Below are 16,180 nucleotides of genomic sequence, written 5' to 3'. Positions count from 1 at the left end.
CTGTCCTTTCGTCAGTCGCCGAGAACGGCGTCACGCCATGAGAAGTCCCAGATCTCTTCCTCCGGGATGATCTCGTCGTAGTTGAGCGAACCCTGCTCCATGTAGAACTCCTGCAGTTCCAGAACGCGATCGAGGTCGACATGGAGCTCTCCGTCGATGTGGTGCTGGCGCGACTGCGCGACGATCTCGGGGTCGGCCCCGGTGTACTGCTCGATCAGGTCGAGCATCTCCGGGGTATCCCATCCGCCTGTGTCGAGCTCCTCGGCCGCCATCTGGTACGCCGCCATGTATCCCTCGGCCTGCTCGGGGTTCGCCTCCGCCCAGTCCGTGTTGTACAGGATGCCCGTGAACGGCATCGGCGGCTCGTCGGGTGTCTCCCATGGGCGGTATCCTGATCCGTTGTTCTCCGCCTGCGTCGGGAACGGTTCGGAGAGCACGCCGCCGACGATTCCCCCGTTCGCGAGCGCGGGCACCTGATCCGGGAACGGGATGTACTCGACTTCGACCTCGTTCACCGAGAGATTCACGCGCTCGAGTGCGAACCCGAGCACGGCCTCGGTCACGACGCCGGGGGCGTTGACCGCGAAGGTCTCCCCCGCGTAGTCCGACATGTCCTCAGCGAGATCGGCGGCCTCGTCGGACGACCCGCCGTATTCCGAGGAGAGGATGAAGTAGTCCTCCACGTAGCCGGCGTGCATAGGAGCGACATAGCGGACGGGAAGGCCCTCGGCGACGGCGTTGTACGCGGCAGAGCCGATCCCCGCGAAGCCTGCGTCGTACTGCCCCGTCGCGACGCCTGTGATCGCATCGTTGCCGCTCGTGACTTCGATCATCTCGACGTCCACGCCCGCCTCTTCGGCATATTTCTCCGCCGTCAGGAACATCGGCAGCGACGAGCCCGTCGAGAGGTAGGCGATCTGGATGGCCTCGCCGTCTCCCCCTGTGCCTTCGTCCTCGCCGCCGTTTCCCATACCGTCGCCCTCGGCGCATCCGGCGAGGACGAGTGCCGCGGCTGCGCCGGCCGCGGCGATTGCGGTCCGACGGCGGGTGGATCGTGATGCGTATTCTGCTGTGGTGTTCATGCGAAACTCCCTTGTTTCTCAGGATTCCTCATCGGTGAGGTCTGCAGTGCCTAAGCCTGATCGGGACTGTGGCCGGAAGCCATCATCCAGGACGGACGGCCGGAGATCTTCGCGTCGACGACCATCGGTCGGGCGCGATCCGACGCGATCCACGCGCGTACAGGCTCGAGGTCGTCCATCGACCGCACGACGACGCCCTCGCAGCCGTAGCCGCGTGCGATGGCCGCGATGTCGACGTCGGGGAAGCGCACGATCTCCTGCTCTCGCGGCGTCGCGTCGGGGAACAGGTGCACCTCCGCGCCGTAGGCCGCGTCGTCGTAGACGACGATCAGCATCCCGAGCCCGAGTCGCGCAGCCGTCTCGAGCTCGGCGGCCGCCATCAGGAGCGAGCCGTCGCCGACGCCGAGGACGGTCATCCGGTCGGGACGCGCGACGGCCGCCCCGATCGCGCTCGCCAGCCCCATGCCGATCGCTTGGAACGACAGAGGCAGGACGAAGCCGTCATCATCCGGAACGCGAAGATGCGCACCCGGGTAGCAGTTGACGTTCCCTCCGTCGACGACGACGGTGCGCTCCATCGGCGCAAGCGCGTCGATCTCGTTCGTCAGCTCCGCAGGGTCGACGAAACCGGGTTCGTCGACCTCCTCGAGCGGCTGGTCCTTCCAATAGCGCGATGCCGTGACCCGCTCTGCGGTCTGGGGCGTGCGGTATCCCGTTCTGGCCTGCCCGCGCGCAGCGAGCGCCTCGCGCGTCGCGCGTGCGACGGCGCCGGCGTCCCCGACGATGCCGAGGTCGACGAGCCGGTGCTTGCCGATCGCCTCCGCCCGGTCGTCGATCTGCACGAGTCGCGTCCCGTCGGTGAGGGCCCCGTCGCGCGTCGTCCAGGTGTTCAGCGCCGCGCCGAACGCCACCACGAGATCGGCCTCGCGCACGAGCGCCGCCGCTCCTTCGGTCGCGAACCCGCCCATGATGTCCAGCGCCCACTCGTCGCCTTCGAAGACACCGCGGCCGCCGCCTGACGCGATCAGGAGGGCCCCGGCCTGCGCCGCGAGCGCCCGGATCTCGTGCGAGGCGCTGCGCGAGCCGCGTCCTCCGACGATGAGGGGGCGCGCCGCCTCGCTCAGCAGCCCCGCGAGAGAATCGACATCGCCGGGCAGCACACGCGGTCGCGGCACGGAGAGCTCGGTGGCGGGCCGCGCCGCCGGGTACGCGATCCGCTCCTCCTGCACGTCCAGCGGCATCGAGAGCACGACCGTCTTCCGCTCGACCTGCGCGACCCGATATGCGCGGGCGGCGTCGGCCACCGCGGAGTCGGCGCTGTGGATGCGCATCGCCGTCGCGCCGATCGCCGTGACGGCCGCGTCCTGGTCGATGTGGAAGTTCGATGTCACGTCGCCCCGCGCCGTGTCGGCAGCAAGCACCAGAACGGGAGTGTGGCATTTCGCCGCCTCGGCAATGCCCGTCATCGCGTTCGTGAGCCCGCACCCCTGGTGCAGCGAGACGGCGGCCACGTCACCGGTGACCCGTGCATACGCATCCGCCATCGCTGCGGCGCCCATCTCGTGTCGCGCTGCCGTGAACTCCGCCCCGCCGCGCAGGAGTGCATTGGTCACTCGGAAGTTCCCGCTGCCCACGACCCCGAAGATCTGCGTCAGCCCGATCTCACTCAGTACGCCGCCGATCGCATCGGCCACTCTCATCGTCTGCGTCATCGCACCCGTGAACCCTTCGCCCGTCCTCATCGACCGTGTGCCTCTCACGCTAGAGCGGCCCTGAACGTGCGTCCAATAGATAGTTGGCATCCTCAACATGCATGGAACTAATATTCGTGGATGGAGCTCACCATCGATCTCAATCTGCTGCGCGCATTCGTCATCGTCTACCGGGCACGCAGCATCACCCGCGCAGCCGAGACCCTGCGGCTGTCGCAGCCTGCCGTCAGCCACGCGCTCAAGCGCCTGCGCGACCATTTCGACGACCCGCTGTTCGTCCGGACGCGCTCAGGCGTCGCACCGACACGCCTCGCCACCACGGTGTACGCCGAGATCAACGGCCCGCTCTCCCAGGTCGTCTCCGCGACGGAGGACCGCACGAGCTTCGATCCTGCGACATCGACAAGACGTTTCCGCATCGCACTGACCGACCTCGGCGAGGCCGGCCTCCTCCCTCGCATCCTGCTCGCGACAGGGAGCGCCGGGTCGGGCATCGAGATCGAGACTGTGCCGCTCGACATCGAGACGGTCGCGCAGGAGGTGCTCGCACGCGATATCGACGCCGCAATCAGCAGCTCGCCCGTCCGCGGCCCCGTGGCTCAAGAGGTTCTCTTCCACGACAGGTACGGCTGCCTCGTCCCGGAAGATCTCCCGGCGACGAAGGCCACCGTGAGCGTCGACGACCTGCGCTCGCTGCCCGAGGTCCGCGTCGGCCCGTCGGCCGGACACAGAACGATCACGGAGGCGGTGACGACCCTCGGCGCGGGTTTCCTCTCGGACGTGCCCCACGTCGAAGTCAACCGCTTCACGTCGCTCGCGCGCATCGTCGCGCAGTGCGGATTCTTCGCGATCGTCCCCGTCGACGCCTTCTCACGCCTCATGACCGGGCTCGACGGCACCAAACTGCTGGAGCTCCCCTTCGAATCGCCTCGCACGGGCGTGCACCTCATCGCGCATCGCGACGCCGGTGCCTCCGCCGCGCACGCGTGGTTCCTTGACACGGTGCGATCGGCCTTGGCCGGTCCGTGAGACTCGCGTTCAGAACGGCCTTTTCGTTCTCAGCAGATCGGCGTGCTGATCGCATCGGGACACACGTCGCAAGGCTGCTGGGGAGACCCAGCTGTTCAGAGGTAGCGCGACGGTGGTGCACCGAATGCGCGCGTGAAGGCGGCGGTGAACGCTGCAGGGGAGGCGTACCCGAGTCGCGCAGAGACGTCGGTGACAGTCATGGCGGGGAGCAGACGGAGGCTCGCGAGCAACCGGGCTCGGGATCGCCATGCGGCGGGACTGGTCCCGGTCCGGGCGCTGAACTGACGGTCGAATGTCCGCACGCTCCGGTTCACAGCGCGTGCCCACGCCTCGTTCGAAACGGCCGAATCAGGGCCTGCCAAGTACTCGCGGCAAAGCGAACGAAAGGGTTCATCGCGCGGGAGCGAGACCGACAGCGCAGTCGGGGTCAGCTCGCGCAGCTCATGGAGGATGAGGTCGACGACCGTGCCGTCGCGCCCAGCCATGTCGTAATCTGACGCAAAGCAGTTTGCTGTGCGCAGAAGCTCCCGCAGCAGGGGACTGATCTCTGCGACGATGCACCGGGACGGCCACCACGGCACGGCGTCCGGTTCGATGTAGAGGCTCCATGTCGTCACCGAGTCCATCGACACCTCATGCATGGTGCCGGGCGGAATGAGCACGGCCCGGTGGGCAGGAACGGTCCACGACCCGTCATCCGTGGCGACCTGCATCACTCCCCGTGCACCGTACAGCAGCTGGGCGCGGCGGTGAGCGTGGCGGGCCAGCATATGGCCCGGCGGATAGTCGGTGCCGATCGGCAGCACGTCTACTGGGAGGTGGTCGACCTCGGGCAGGCGGACGTTGTGCACCCGTCCAGCGTAGTGGCCGAAATGCGAAAGAAGCTGTTTCAAATTCGATTGCTCGCCATCGCTGACTCGCGATCGGATGGACGGATGACGCTCCTGGTTCTGTTTCTCGTGGGTCTTGCCGTGGGTGCGACGACCGTGCTGTTCGGCTTCGGTGGTGGCTTCGTCACGGTCCCCATCATTCTGATCGTCGATGCGTCCCGGGGAGGTGACGCTGTGCGAATCGCGGTAGCGACCTCGGCTCTGGTCATGGTCGTCAATGCCGTGATCGCGACCGCGTCGACAAGGCGCAGCACCTTGAAGCACCTCCGCGGTCGACGAGTGCTGTTCGTGCTTCTTGCCCTCGGTGGCGCGGCAGGCGCGACTGCGGCACTGTTCGTCCCGGATACCGTGCCGCGCTGGGGCTTCGTCGCCTATATCGCTGTCACCGTTGTCGACCTTCTTCTGCGACCGGGATTTCTTCCGCGGCGAGTGACCCTGGAACCCGCCCGCGAGGTGGCCGGTCGCGGGCTCCCGAATGCATGGGGAGCCCCGATCGGAACGATCTCCTCGTTTCTCGGAGTCGGAGGGAGCGTGATGACCGTGCCCATGATGCGCCGGTCAGGGATGGAGCTGAGCCTGGCCGCGTCGTTGGCCAATCCATTGACTATCGCCATCGCCACACCGGCCATGATGGTGGCGTTCGCCTTCGGCGGAGAAGTCGCCTCGGGGCCCGGTCTCGTCGGCACTGTCGATGTCGCTTCGGCTCTCGCACTGTTGGCAGGGGCAGCCCCCGTCATCGTCCTGCTGCGTCGGCGGCCCCCACGGATCCCGGAGGCCGTGCACGGCTGGGCCTACGTGGCACTGCTCGTCGTCGCAGCGACCACCGTCGCACTCACCGGGTGAGGCCGCCACGGGTCGAGACGGCGAATGACCTTCTACCGCGATGCGTTCGGTTTCGACGTGGTGGGGATACACGGCGCTCTGCAGCGACCCCGACGGTCACCTCTGGCAGATCATCGCGCCGTAGGCCCCTCCCAGAAGAGGCCGTGGCGGCGTGAGCATCAGACGTCGAATGTGAGTCCACCGATTCCCAGCACGGTGCAACCTCACGTCGCGGATGTGGAACGGAGCCCTTCGTCCACCACACCATCGCTGGTCGACTCCACCGACTCTGAGCGAAGCCCTGGCGCTGGCCATCGGGGTGCCCAAATCACTCAAACGGAATGACGCTGGCAGCCTAAGAGGCCATGTCCGTCCGCGCAGCGGCGAGCAGCTGCGCGGAGGCGTCCCAGAGCTGCCGAGCGGCGTCGCGGTCCAGCGCATGCGGCAGGACGCCGGCCAAGCCTCGGAGCTGATCGACGACCTCGGCCTCGTGACAGTCCTCGAAGTAGCGCCCTCCGATGCCGTGGAGCTGGGGTGAGGCGGCAAGGAACACCGATGTCGCGGCCCCCTGCTCTGGGGTCTTCATGCGGAACAGCCCGGCCGCCTCTGCCTGGCGGGCATTCTCCTCATTGGCAGCGCGCCGCTCGGCACTCCAGTGCCGCTGCAGAGGCGTCCACACGCCACCGGGCGTCAGTGCGTTCGCCGTGATCCCGTCCATGGCCCAGCGGCGGGTCGCTTCGACCGCGAACAGCACATTGGCGGTCTTGGACTGCCCGTATGCCAGCCCGGGCTCGTAATCGCGTCGCTCGAAGAACAGATCATCGAACACCACCGGCGAGGCCGCGTGGCCGCTCGAGGAGACCGACACCACGCGGGCATCACCTGCGGCAGCCAGCCCGTCATGAAGGCCCGTCGCCAGCGCGAAGTGACCCAGATGGTTGACGCCGAACTGGGTCTCCCACCCCTGTGCGGTTGTTCCCCGCGGCGTGTCCATCACGCCTGCGTTGTTGACGAGGATGTGCAGCGGCCCCTGCCAACCGTGCGTGAAAGCGTCCACGCTGCGGAGGTCGGCGAGGTCCAGCCAAGCCACGCGGACGTCGTCCCGACCGCTGGTGAAGGCGATGTCGACTTTCGCCCTCTCCCCCGCCTCGATATCGCGCACGGCGAGGGTGACCTGGGCTCCGCCGTGGGCGAGAGCGCGCGCGGTCTCCACACCGATGCCGGAGGCTGCGCCCGTGACGATTGCGCTCCGCCCGGCCAGATCCAGTCCGTCCATCACCTGCATCGCGGTTGTCGTGTCGTCGAAGTCGTTCGTGATTCGGTTCATGGTGACAACGTAGCAACTAAATAGTTAGTTATACACTGTTGGCATGAGAGACGGAGAGCGCAGCAGGGATCGTCTGCTGGATGCGGCAACCACCGAGTTCGCGAACTACGGGATCGCTGGAGCCCGAGTCGACCGGGTGGCATCGGCGTCGCAGGTCAACAAGGCGCAGATGTACGGGTGGTACGGCTCGAAGGACGGACTCTTCGACGCCGTCTTCGCCAGACACCTGGTGCGCATCATCGACAGGGTCCCTTTCACGGCCGAGGATCTGCCCGGCTACGCAGTCGCCCTGTACGACTCGTACCTGACAGAGCCGGAGCTCGTGCGACTCGCCAGCTGGTACCGCCTGGAGCGAGTCCCGACGGGCACTCTCCTCTCCGCCCACCCGGGCCACTCCGATGCGAAGTTCGACGCCATCGCAACGGCGCAGGCCGACGGACGAATCGTCGACGACATCCGACCCGACGAGGTCTATGCCCTGGTGATCTCCCTTGCCGGCACCTGGTCACCCATCAGCGCAACCTTCGCCGCCTCGACCGAAGACCCAGAACCGGAGCACGCACGACGCCGCGCCGCGCTTCGTGAGGTCGTCGATCGGGCGCTGGTGCGCCACGAGTAGGCCTGGCGCGGGCGACGAACGGCACCTCGCGCTACCTGTCCGTCACCTGCCGTATGCCTTCGCCGGTCACCATGCAACCATGCACACTTCGAATGCCCGCATCAGCCACCGCTGGCCCACGTGGAAAGCAGCCGGCGGAGCACTGCTCCTCACGGCCAGCCTCACGCTCGCCTCGTGCGCATCCGCGTCAGACGGCGACAACACCGCTGGGGCGGATCCCGAGCTGGCGACCGAGTCCCTTGACGTCGCTGTGGCGACCAACGAACCGTGGGGCGCTTATCACGTCGAAGACGTCGTCGCGGAAGTGGAGGCCACGGGCGGCAGTGTCGACCTGATCGTCCCTGACATGTCGGAGGCGGATGAGGAAGCCGCCGCGCAGGCAGTGCCGCTGGAGGAAGCAGACCCGTCCGACTACGACGTACTGGTGGTCAACGGCGCCACGGAATGGCCTGCAGAGGTGGTCAAGGAGTTCGCCGACGTGCCGGTGGTCGCCAGCAGCACCGCCTATCTGCAACCCGAAGAGGCCGAGCACGCCGCCTCGATCCGGCCGAGACTGGTCCACGTCACGGCGGGTTCGCCAGCCGAGCAGGAAACCTTCGCCGTGCACCTGGGGGTCGATGAGGAAGACATCGACGTCGTCGGGATTCCGGAGCTGGACCAGAACCCCCGCTGGGAGCCCGAAGGCGAGACCGTCCTGATCCTGACCAGCGTGACCTACCCGGACGAGACCGGCGGAGCAGCCCCAGGAACAGAACTGCTGCTGGACGCCGCCCACGCGCTGGCAGACGAAGGATACGAGATTCTCGTTGGCCTGCACCCGCGCGAGGACGCCTCGCTCTGGGAGGACTTCGAGATCGCTGAGGAAGGCTCCGTAGAAGCCTCAGCCCGCGCCGATGTGGCAGTGGGCATTCCAGGCAGCGTCTTCCCGCGCATCGCAGCCATCGGTGTACCCCTGGTGGGGACCCTTGACTCTGACCACGAGGTGCCTCAGTACCTGCTGGACACCGCAGTCACGGCAAGCACCGTCGAGCAGACTCTCGAGGCCGTCGACGCCGCCGAACCGCTCTCCAGCGACGAGCTCGAGTACGTCGTCGGACCCCTCGGCGACGCCAGTCAGAGCACAGTGCAAGCTTGGACGGAGGGGGCAGCGCAACAGGACGCAGGATAGCCACCGACCATACGGGGTCCGCAAAGCGGAACGAGGTCCGGCCGGAGAATCTGACCATATGTTGAACCGGGACTCCACGCGAGACGGCACGTGATTCGCCAGGGCATCGTTCCTATCGGCTTCCATGCCGCATACGCCCAGCGGAACGCTACGCCTGGTCGGCGGCGAGCTGCTCCATCGAACGAACCCGATACCCGTCGATCACGCGCCCAGCGAAAGTCTCATGATTCGCGGCGAGCACCGGGGCGACCAGGACCTGATCGGCGCCGACGTCAACGTCGACCAGACGCACACCGACTGGCTCCAACCACGAATCGAACCGCACCAGTGCCATTTCGAACGACGTCGGGACCGTCCCCGGGGTCTGGCTGGGAACCGGAATCCCCAGCCTTTTGCACGCAATCTGCAACAGGGCACCTGTTTCCGCGGGCTCCGCGCCTGTCCAATCGACCACGACGACAGTTCCCGCCTCGACCGCGACATCGAGCAGCTCCTCGATCGTCGATGCCTCCGAGACCTCATCGCCGACCGGTGTCAACAGAGCGGCGAGATCGGATCTCGTCGGCTCGCCCGATACTGCGACCGCCGCGGCAGTCGCCTTCTGCTGGATGGCCTTCGGCGGCTTTTTCCACGGTCCGGGAAGTTGCACATCGGTGCTCAGCCGCGGGAGCCGTGCCTTACGGGCATAGTCGGCGAGGGCGACAGGGTACTCAGGCACGTCACGTTCGGGCCCATCGTCAAGCCCGAACACCTGCGCCAACACGACCGCCTCGAACGACCACGCCCCCGTGAAGGTCTCATCGACGGGGTGCAGCGCCCTCGGTTTCTCTGCGTGTTTCCGCCATCCGCTCACGTAGCGTTCGAATGCTTCCTGTCGACGGTCGGCGGCGGCATTCCCGACTTTCAACCATGGGCCGAAGATCGACGACAGCCTGTCGCGCTCGCTCACCGGACGGGAGACACCGTGAATGACCGCGAGGGCGTCGAAAATACGTGCCGGCGACGCCGCGACCGCGGGATGCTCCAGAATCGATGTTGCGATATCAGCGCGACCGAGACTTGTCGCCGCGAGCGCGAGATCCGCCGTCGCACATAACAGCAGTCGGTCCTCGATCTCGGCGATCGAGCCGGGGGTGCCATCGGGTGAGTCCTCCCGTGACTGCACAGCGGCGGCGAAGACCTCCGCCCACCCGTCGAGCGTGTCAGCGAGTTCACGGACGGGCACCCCGGACGTGTAGCGGCGCGTCAGGTACGTGCTTTCGTCACGACAGACGGTACGCGCGTCCCATATCCGCAACTGCTCTCGACCTCGAGAGCGCCGATTCTCAATTGCCCTTCCCGTGACGAAGAGCAGGTTGTCGAGGTACTCAGGGTCAACGCGGTCATCGCGGATCGCATTCGTCATGCGTCCTCCCTGATCGACACCGAATCCGTGAGCTCAGGCTCCCGAACTCACCGCTGAACACTCTAGCCACCACACCACGGGCCGAGCATCTCTCAGTTCGTGCTGCTGCGACGAAGGGGTCGAATCTCGAGAAGAGCGGACGAGAGACGGAGCCGCCGACGTTCCATCGGAACGAATTCGCCCGTAGATGACTGCCTGTCATCGATACCGAACTCGGAACCGGAGCACCTCTGCACGTTGAACCGGAACTCCACCACGTCTCCGTACGTTGGGCCGTCTAACTGTGCCCGCGAGGGAGGGCCGGTGCACTCACCGATGAGCAGATCCCGCCGAGGACGAACGCGGTTCTGCGATCGTAGTCAGCGCGAGGCGGGCGACCACCGTACTTGAGCGCCAGTGCGTTGTCTCGGGCGAGTGCCTGGAAGTCTGCGGACGTGAAGTCGTGAACCAAAACGCCTGCAGAATGCCCTTGCGCGACAAGGCTGTCGTGGAAGGTCGTTCCGGCATCGCACAGGGCGAGCAGAGGCTCGGAGTCGCGGTACTCCTGCAACAGGACATCGTTGACTGCTGGAAGTCGATACTGCAGATCCCGGAGCGCACCGATGTAGATGCGGATCCGCTCTCGGACCTCGACGACGGACCGCGCATCATCGATGACAGCCCGCAGCTCCGCCGCGACGACGTCGTCGATGACGGCATCGATCAGCCCGACTCTCCCGCCGAGACGATTGAAGATGGTCGCCTTGCTCACGTTCGCTGCCGCGGCGATCTCTTCGAGCGGCGCGGAGAATCCCCGCTCCCGGAACACCTGCACCGCCGCATGCCGGATCCGATCGACGTTTCGGCGGGCATCCGCACGGAGAACGGGCGCACCTCGGAAGTCGGACACGACGCAAGCTCCTTCCGGATCGACGACTAACTTGATCTTACCAGTCAAGTTAGTGCAGGATGGATCACCAGGAAATTGACCACGACAGTCAATTTCAGGTTCGCCGCTCGCCCGACGCTCGAGCAAGCAGCGCGCCGGATCACTGCCCCATGAAAGGACCTTCAGATGATCGTTGTCACCGGAGCCACAGGCACCCTCAATGGGGCCACGGTCGACCACCTCCTCAAGCGAATACCGCCACACCAGATCGGCGTCAGCGTCCGCGACCCCGCGCGTGCGGCGCACCTGGCCGATCGAGGAGTCCGCGTGCGGCAAGGAAGCTACGACGACCCCGCGGCCCTGCGCCACTCCTTCGCTGACGCCGAGCAGGTTCTCCTGGTCTCCTCGAGCGACCTCTCTTCTGACGTCGTCGCGCAGCACCACAGGGCCATCGATGCTGCCGTCAACGCAGGAGCACAGCGGATCTTGTACACGAGCGCCCATGGGACAGCTTTCGACACGCCCTACCCACCGCTCGCGATCCATGCCGCCACCGAGCAGCATCTCCAGGCTTCCGGAGTCGCCTGGACCTCGTTGCGCAACGGCTTCTACGGCGACCCCTCCCAGCTGCTCGGTGCGTGGCAGGAATCAGGCGTGATCGCCATGCCCGCCGACGGTCCCTTCTCCTGGATCGATCGCAGAGACGCCGCAGAGGCCGCCGCCACGATCCTCACTGCCGACGACCCGTTCGACGGCCCGATCGATCTGACGCTGCCCAAGCCAGTCACTCTCGCGGATTTCGCAGCGTCCGCATCCGAGATCACCGGTCGCCAGATCGATCGCGTCGTCGTCGACGACGAGACATGGGTGTCCGATGCGACGACCAGCGGTGTGCCGGAGGCGGTCGCCCGCTTCACTCTGTCGATGTTCCAGGCCACGAGGAGCGGACACTTCTCGGGTTCGGACCCCATGCTCTCGCGCCTCCTGGGGCGCGAACCCCGCAGCATCACCGATCAGCTGAAGGGCCTGAATGAACCGTCATGAATGGCGTCGTTCTTAACCGCCCCGATCGTGGACTCGACGAGAGCGCTATCGCAGGTCTCACCGATGGTTCCGCTCGATTTCGTCGGCGGGCGACGGCCTCCAGGGACATGTTCCCATAGCCGGCCCCGGGGAAATCATCGTCACTGCTCGAGCACGCTGCTCGCCCTTCCAGCAACGGAGGGAACCGGTGAGCATTGCAGCTACGGCGGCTGTTCCACCCTCCACCAGCACATGTACGACCGGCTCGACGAAGCGGCAGAGCGTCAGCGACGAATCCCGTGGTGAGCCATGTGCAGGTAGGCGCATCGAACGCTCCACCTCTCCCCGCCACGCCAGGTCGACTGCAATAGAGTCTCCCCATGCCGGTATCCAAAGGCGCCTCTCTCGCCTTCGCCGCTGATGGTGTTGGGGCGGTCTCCGTGGCCCTCGGCGGCTTCCTGAGCGTCGCACCGCTCACAAGCGGGCGATGGCTCGGCTTGACGGACACCGACATCGTAGGTCGCCGCGCGCTCGGGACCGCCGACTTGGGCCTCGGCATCACGATCATCGCTGGCCGGTCATCACGCTGGCGATGGCGTGCCGTGGCGGCGCGCGCCCTGCTCCACCTTCTGTTCGCGCGCGAGTACGTGCGCAACAGTCGCCGGCGCAGCGCCGTCGCGATGTGTGCACTGTTCATCATCGACGCAGGAATTGCCATTGGGCTTCGCAAAGATCGCCGCTCCGCCTGAGCGGATTCCCGGCACTGGTCTACGCGAACAAGCGACGTTGATACGGAACACGACCACACATTGAAGCGGAACTCCGCCACGTTCCGATACAGACCAACGTCTGCCACGGGATCAGCACTGTCTTCCTCCCGACGCGTCATCGACGCGGGGGCCGACGTCTCCGCCACCGACACCGCCTACGGCTCGACGCTGGGCAACGTCGCCGACTACGTGCGGCGGGCGCGTTGCTCGGCCCGCCAAGTGTGGTTCTTGATCGCGGCTGTGAACTCGCCACGGTAGTCGCGGCCGGATTCACCTCCGCGCCGGGACAGGTCGCGTGAGTAGTACGGCGATCCCCTTCGGCCAGCAGGTTTCGCCTGCATCCTCTTCGCGAGCTCCGCGAGGTACGAGCGCCCACCGGTGCGGTACCCCTCGCGCTCCTCCCCGTTCAGCGCTATCAACGCAGAATCGTCAGCGACGCCGAGAGAGTAGCGCGCGTCGAAGTAGAGGGTATCGCCCTGTCTGGCCAGGAACCAGCTTCCTGGCTCGTGGTCGACATACTGCATCGCTGCCTGAGCCATTGCGATGCGTTCGGCCGATCCCCACTGCTCCACCGGCGGGATCGACTCCATCGGTCTCCGCATCGCATCGTCGAGAACGTGGTAGCCGAACGTCGCCGGCCCGTCGCGGTACAGCGTGAGACAGATGATGCGCCTGCACGTTCGGCACCTCAACTGGCTCTCGGCACGCTCCATCAAGCCGGATGCGTGGATCGCCGTCAGGTCGCCGAGCGACGCCCAGTGAGCATCTTCCTCGATCGCACGGGACGACACGGCGACCTCGAGCCGGCCGATGGTGGCGTCGACGTCGACCCCGCCCTCACCGCGCACCAGCAGGTCGCTGCATCTCGGGCACTCATCCCCGTCGATCATGGTGAGACCAGGCGTCTTCCCAGTGACGACGATTCCCGTCAGGTTCCCCGGATCCTTCCACCCACCGCTGCCGTCTCGCCGGGCGAAGCGGAACCGGGCATACCCGTGACCCACGGCGACGTACGGGGAGGAGAATCCGGCGAAGCGGACGGGCAGCTCGAGCGCGGCCTTGAGGTCATCCAGAGTCGCAGCATTCGTGACCCCTGCGATCCACTGCCCGAGGTCGACCACGCCGGGACATCCGGGGGCGGGCTTCACGTGAAGGATCGCGCCGACCACCGCTCCGTCGTACAGCACGATCTCCCCGCCCGAGGAGAACCGCAGCTTCCGCACCCGGGTCACAGGCTCCCCCAGGTCGTGCTCGGCGACCGAGGCAGGTTCGCCGCCGAAGGCCTCGACCAACCGCTGCACTTCCTCGTCAGCCTCGGTCAGAGAGAGGGCGTCGACGAGAACGGGCAAGAGGCTGTGGGTCTCCCATCGCTGCGGGACTGTCACGGCTGGTCCGACCGCCACAGCAAGGCTCTCATCTCGTTCATGCGACGCGGCGGAACTCCGATCGAGACAGATAGCTTGTCGGCGTGACGGATGCCAGCAATCAGATCAGCGGCTCCGTCGTTCTCGAACGGCCCCACGCCCCGTGCACCCATGCGTCCTTCTTAGCAGGGCTCCTTGGACAACTGCTCGCCAATGGCCGCCTTGTCGATCACCGACCAGACCTCGACGATCTGCCGATTGTCGAACCTGTAGAAGACGTGCTCCGGAAAAGAAACTCGCCCGCCTGTCGGTTCGAAACCCAGAAACGCTTGCTGTGGAGTGCACTGAAAGAAGAGCCTGCAGGACACAACATGGCCGTCCGCGAGCAGAATCTCCGGAATGAACTCGAGGTCGGGTATCGCCGCGGTATCCGCCTCCAGCATTGCCCGATAGCCGGTGAGACCGATCCGTTTGCCGTTGTGAATGACCTCATCGGCGACGAATCGTCCGAGTTCGTCCCATCGCCGTTCGTTCAAGCAGGCCAAGTAGTCGCGATAGACCACAAGCAGATCGCTACTTCTCATCGGTCCTCCGATTCCATCACTTCTTCTTCTGCTGCCTGGACGTTGAAGCGGAACTCCACCACGTTTCGTAGCCGAATAACGTGTGCCGTCAGGCGACCTGCATGCGCTGGTCACTCATCACGTACTGTAGGGCAACTCTGCCGCCGACGGCCTCGAGGTAGTTGCGGATGAGCCGTCCTCGGATCTCTGCTGCCCTTATGCGGGTGCCAGCACCGGGTGGGATGACCACCACTACCACGCCGCCGCAGTCCCATCCGCAGCGCTTGTGGTCATCAGCGGGGTCGTCGTCGCGGTCGGCAACCTTTCAGAGCGGCCCCAGCACGCACTGAGGATCGGCATCGAGCGCGAGCGTCTCATGCACGACGAGCAGCTGCCGCTCTTCGTATCGGAAGTGGCTCTCCATGATCGCCGCGATGCCTTCAAGGTGCTTCAGCAGCTCCTCGGGCGACGATCTCGCTTCGACGACGGCCTGCAACCCGCTCACTAGGTGCGAGATCATCGAGTGATCCTGTTTCAACTTGCGCAACGTCTCGCGCAGCTCGGGATGCTCAGCTGCGATAGCTGGGAACAAGTCCCGGTCCTCACCCACGTGATGCCCCGTGAGCGCACTGCAGAAACCGTGGCAGAACAACAGCAGATCACGGCTCGCCGCAGCCTCGGGATCGCCACGAGCAACCGCCTCTTGTGTCATCACCAGCGCCTCGCGCAAGCGCGCGTGCACGTGACGCAGTTCATCGCTCCAGGCCACCAGCCTGGTCTTCTCACCCTCAGTCACGTGAGGGCGGAGGGAGGGGCGTCATCATCGCCCACCTCTTCCGGGTCCCACGCCTCCATGCCTGACACGGACTGCCACCGACACGCGACGCTGAGTTCAGCGTAGCGCGCTCATCGGGCACCGCGGAAGTGCTCGTTTCACAGGTTGAGCGGAACTCCACCGAGTTCCGGCATGCAGAGACACCTGCGGCCGCCACCTGCGCCGACTACCCGTGCGCTGATGCGACGCGCTCGTACGCGGCAGTCAGCTCAGCCAGGACGCCATCCTCGGGAAAGACGCCGCCACGCAGATGCACCTCCCGAAGCTCGCTCATGAAACGCGACCAGAGTTGAGGTCCGCCGTCTGCCAGCAATTCCGCGCGGACGGCCAGCTCCGCAGCGGTGGGCAGCCAGCGGGCGCCCCAGTCACCGAGTTGCGCCATCACCGGCACCAGCTGAATTGCGGGTTCAGTGAGGCGGTACTCGACCTTCTGGCGATGAGTCGGATCGCCATGTCGCGCGAGCAGGCCGACGTCCGACATACGCTTGAGCCTGCTCGCCAGCACATTGGAGGCAATCCGCTCCTCGGAATGATGCAGCAACTCTCGAAAACGCCGGCGGTCGCCGAACATGATGTCGCGCAGCACAACGAGACTCCAGCGGTCGCCGAGCACTTCGACCGTCATGTTGATCGGGCATCCGGATCGGCCTTGTCCGACCTGCAGCATCTCCACGCCATCTGGTTGCAACACGCGATCAGTCTA

The 16,180-nt window shown here is 66.0% G+C and carries 16 protein-coding genes; 6 read left to right on the top strand and 10 right to left on the bottom strand.

What is annotated here, in order from left to right; all coding sequences use genetic code 11:
• Window positions 1–11: 11 nt before the first annotated feature.
• Together CIK77_RS04260 and CIK77_RS04255 are read right to left on the bottom strand one after the other, a co-directional pair.
• Entirely contained in the window at window positions 12–1,082 is a 1,071-nt protein-coding gene (locus CIK77_RS04260) for an ABC transporter substrate-binding protein (protein WP_087056223.1), read from the bottom strand.
• A 50-nt stretch (window positions 1,083–1,132) separates the two neighbouring features.
• Window positions 1,133–2,824, bottom strand: a complete 1,692-nt coding sequence (locus tag CIK77_RS04255) for a thiamine pyrophosphate-binding protein (protein ID WP_249268704.1) — start codon at window positions 2,822–2,824, stop codon at window positions 1,133–1,135.
• Between the two features lie 90 nt (window positions 2,825–2,914).
• On the opposite strand from CIK77_RS04255, the gene CIK77_RS04250 reads away from it, so the two are divergent.
• The gene (locus CIK77_RS04250; RefSeq protein WP_087056222.1) at window positions 2,915–3,823 is read left to right on the top strand and encodes a LysR family transcriptional regulator; all 909 of its coding nucleotides are present in this window, start codon (window positions 2,915–2,917) and stop codon (window positions 3,821–3,823) included.
• 95 nt (window positions 3,824–3,918) lie between these two features.
• Here the strand turns inward: CIK77_RS04250 and CIK77_RS04245 are convergent, their stop codons facing one another.
• A complete protein-coding gene (locus CIK77_RS04245) occupies window positions 3,919–4,674 on the bottom strand; it encodes an AraC family transcriptional regulator (protein ID WP_087056221.1) in 756 nt (251 codons plus the stop codon).
• Between the two features lie 84 nt (window positions 4,675–4,758).
• On the opposite strand from CIK77_RS04245, the gene CIK77_RS04240 reads away from it, so the two are divergent.
• Entirely contained in the window at window positions 4,759–5,556 is a 798-nt protein-coding gene (locus tag CIK77_RS04240; RefSeq protein WP_087056220.1) for a sulfite exporter TauE/SafE family protein, read from the top strand.
• A 334-nt stretch (window positions 5,557–5,890) separates the two neighbouring features.
• Here the strand turns inward: CIK77_RS04240 and CIK77_RS04235 are convergent, their stop codons facing one another.
• Complete coding sequence (locus tag CIK77_RS04235) at window positions 5,891–6,862, bottom strand: SDR family NAD(P)-dependent oxidoreductase (RefSeq protein ID WP_087056219.1); 972 nt, start codon at window positions 6,860–6,862, stop codon at window positions 5,891–5,893.
• Window positions 6,863–6,905: 43 nt separating this feature from the next.
• Here CIK77_RS04235 and CIK77_RS04230 point away from each other — a divergent pair, with 43 nt between their 5' ends.
• On the top strand, window positions 6,906–7,481 hold the full coding sequence (locus CIK77_RS04230; RefSeq protein ID WP_087056218.1) for a TetR family transcriptional regulator: 576 nt from the start codon (window positions 6,906–6,908) through the stop codon (window positions 7,479–7,481).
• Between the two features lie 79 nt (window positions 7,482–7,560).
• Window positions 7,561–8,649 carry a hypothetical protein gene (locus CIK77_RS04225; protein WP_087056217.1) on the top strand — a complete coding sequence of 363 codons (1,089 nt, stop codon included), beginning with the start codon at window positions 7,561–7,563 and terminating at the stop codon, window positions 8,647–8,649.
• A gap of 148 nt (window positions 8,650–8,797) precedes the next feature.
• Here CIK77_RS04225 and CIK77_RS04220 read toward each other — a convergent pair whose 3' ends face one another.
• Window positions 8,798–10,054, bottom strand: coding sequence for a PoNe immunity protein domain-containing protein (locus CIK77_RS04220; protein WP_087056216.1), 1,257 nt, complete (start codon window positions 10,052–10,054; stop codon window positions 8,798–8,800).
• A 277-nt stretch (window positions 10,055–10,331) separates the two neighbouring features.
• Entirely contained in the window at window positions 10,332–10,943 is a 612-nt protein-coding gene (locus tag CIK77_RS04215) for a TetR/AcrR family transcriptional regulator (protein ID WP_087056215.1), read from the bottom strand.
• 165 nt (window positions 10,944–11,108) lie between these two features.
• Here CIK77_RS04215 and CIK77_RS04210 point away from each other — a divergent pair, with 165 nt between their 5' ends.
• Both CIK77_RS04210 and CIK77_RS04200 read left to right on the top strand, forming a co-directional pair.
• Window positions 11,109–11,966: an NAD(P)H-binding protein gene (locus CIK77_RS04210; protein ID WP_087056214.1), complete on the top strand. Its 858-nt coding sequence runs from the start codon at window positions 11,109–11,111 to the stop codon at window positions 11,964–11,966.
• Window positions 11,967–12,325: 359 nt separating this feature from the next.
• A complete protein-coding gene (locus tag CIK77_RS04200) occupies window positions 12,326–12,694 on the top strand; it encodes a hypothetical protein (RefSeq protein ID WP_140403569.1) in 369 nt (122 codons plus the stop codon).
• A gap of 206 nt (window positions 12,695–12,900) precedes the next feature.
• Here CIK77_RS04200 and CIK77_RS04195 read toward each other — a convergent pair whose 3' ends face one another.
• From CIK77_RS04195 to CIK77_RS04175, 4 genes are all read right to left on the bottom strand, one after another.
• On the bottom strand, window positions 12,901–14,100 hold the full coding sequence (locus CIK77_RS04195; protein WP_140403568.1) for a hypothetical protein: 1,200 nt from the start codon (window positions 14,098–14,100) through the stop codon (window positions 12,901–12,903).
• Window positions 14,101–14,261: 161 nt separating this feature from the next.
• On the bottom strand, window positions 14,262–14,663 hold the full coding sequence (locus CIK77_RS04185) for an ester cyclase (protein ID WP_087056210.1): 402 nt from the start codon (window positions 14,661–14,663) through the stop codon (window positions 14,262–14,264).
• A gap of 304 nt (window positions 14,664–14,967) precedes the next feature.
• Window positions 14,968–15,411, bottom strand: coding sequence for a hemerythrin domain-containing protein (locus CIK77_RS04180; protein ID WP_249268703.1), 444 nt, complete (start codon window positions 15,409–15,411; stop codon window positions 14,968–14,970).
• A gap of 232 nt (window positions 15,412–15,643) precedes the next feature.
• Window positions 15,644–16,168 carry a winged helix-turn-helix transcriptional regulator gene (locus tag CIK77_RS04175; RefSeq protein WP_249268702.1) on the bottom strand — a complete coding sequence of 175 codons (525 nt, stop codon included), beginning with the start codon at window positions 16,166–16,168 and terminating at the stop codon, window positions 15,644–15,646.
• Between the last annotated feature and the right edge of the window lie 12 nt (window positions 16,169–16,180).

Source organism: Microbacterium sp. JB110 (assembly GCF_003335195.1).
Classification (GTDB): Bacteria; Actinomycetota; Actinomycetes; order Actinomycetales; family Microbacteriaceae; genus Microbacterium.
This window is presented reverse-complemented; position numbering and strand designations above follow the sequence as displayed.

Coding starts and splice junctions, on each gene's coding strand:
- CIK77_RS04260 (WP_087056223.1), bottom strand. CDS start 1,082: ATGAACACCACAGCAGAATACGCATCACGATCCACCCGCCGTCGGACC.
- CIK77_RS04255 (WP_249268704.1), bottom strand. CDS start 2,824: ATGAGGACGGGCGAAGGGTTCACGGGTGCGATGACGCAGACGATGAGA.
- CIK77_RS04250 (WP_087056222.1), top strand. CDS start 2,915: ATGGAGCTCACCATCGATCTCAATCTGCTGCGCGCATTCGTCATCGTC.
- CIK77_RS04240 (WP_087056220.1), top strand. CDS start 4,759: ATGACGCTCCTGGTTCTGTTTCTCGTGGGTCTTGCCGTGGGTGCGACG.
- CIK77_RS04235 (WP_087056219.1), bottom strand. CDS start 6,862: ATGAACCGAATCACGAACGACTTCGACGACACGACAACCGCGATGCAG.
- CIK77_RS04230 (WP_087056218.1), top strand. CDS start 6,906: ATGAGAGACGGAGAGCGCAGCAGGGATCGTCTGCTGGATGCGGCAACC.
- CIK77_RS04225 (WP_087056217.1), top strand. CDS start 7,561: ATGCACACTTCGAATGCCCGCATCAGCCACCGCTGGCCCACGTGGAAA.
- CIK77_RS04220 (WP_087056216.1), bottom strand. CDS start 10,054: ATGACGAATGCGATCCGCGATGACCGCGTTGACCCTGAGTACCTCGAC.
- CIK77_RS04210 (WP_087056214.1), top strand. CDS start 11,109: ATGATCGTTGTCACCGGAGCCACAGGCACCCTCAATGGGGCCACGGTC.
- CIK77_RS04200 (WP_140403569.1), top strand. CDS start 12,326: ATGCCGGTATCCAAAGGCGCCTCTCTCGCCTTCGCCGCTGATGGTGTT.
- CIK77_RS04185 (WP_087056210.1), bottom strand. CDS start 14,663: ATGAGAAGTAGCGATCTGCTTGTGGTCTATCGCGACTACTTGGCCTGC.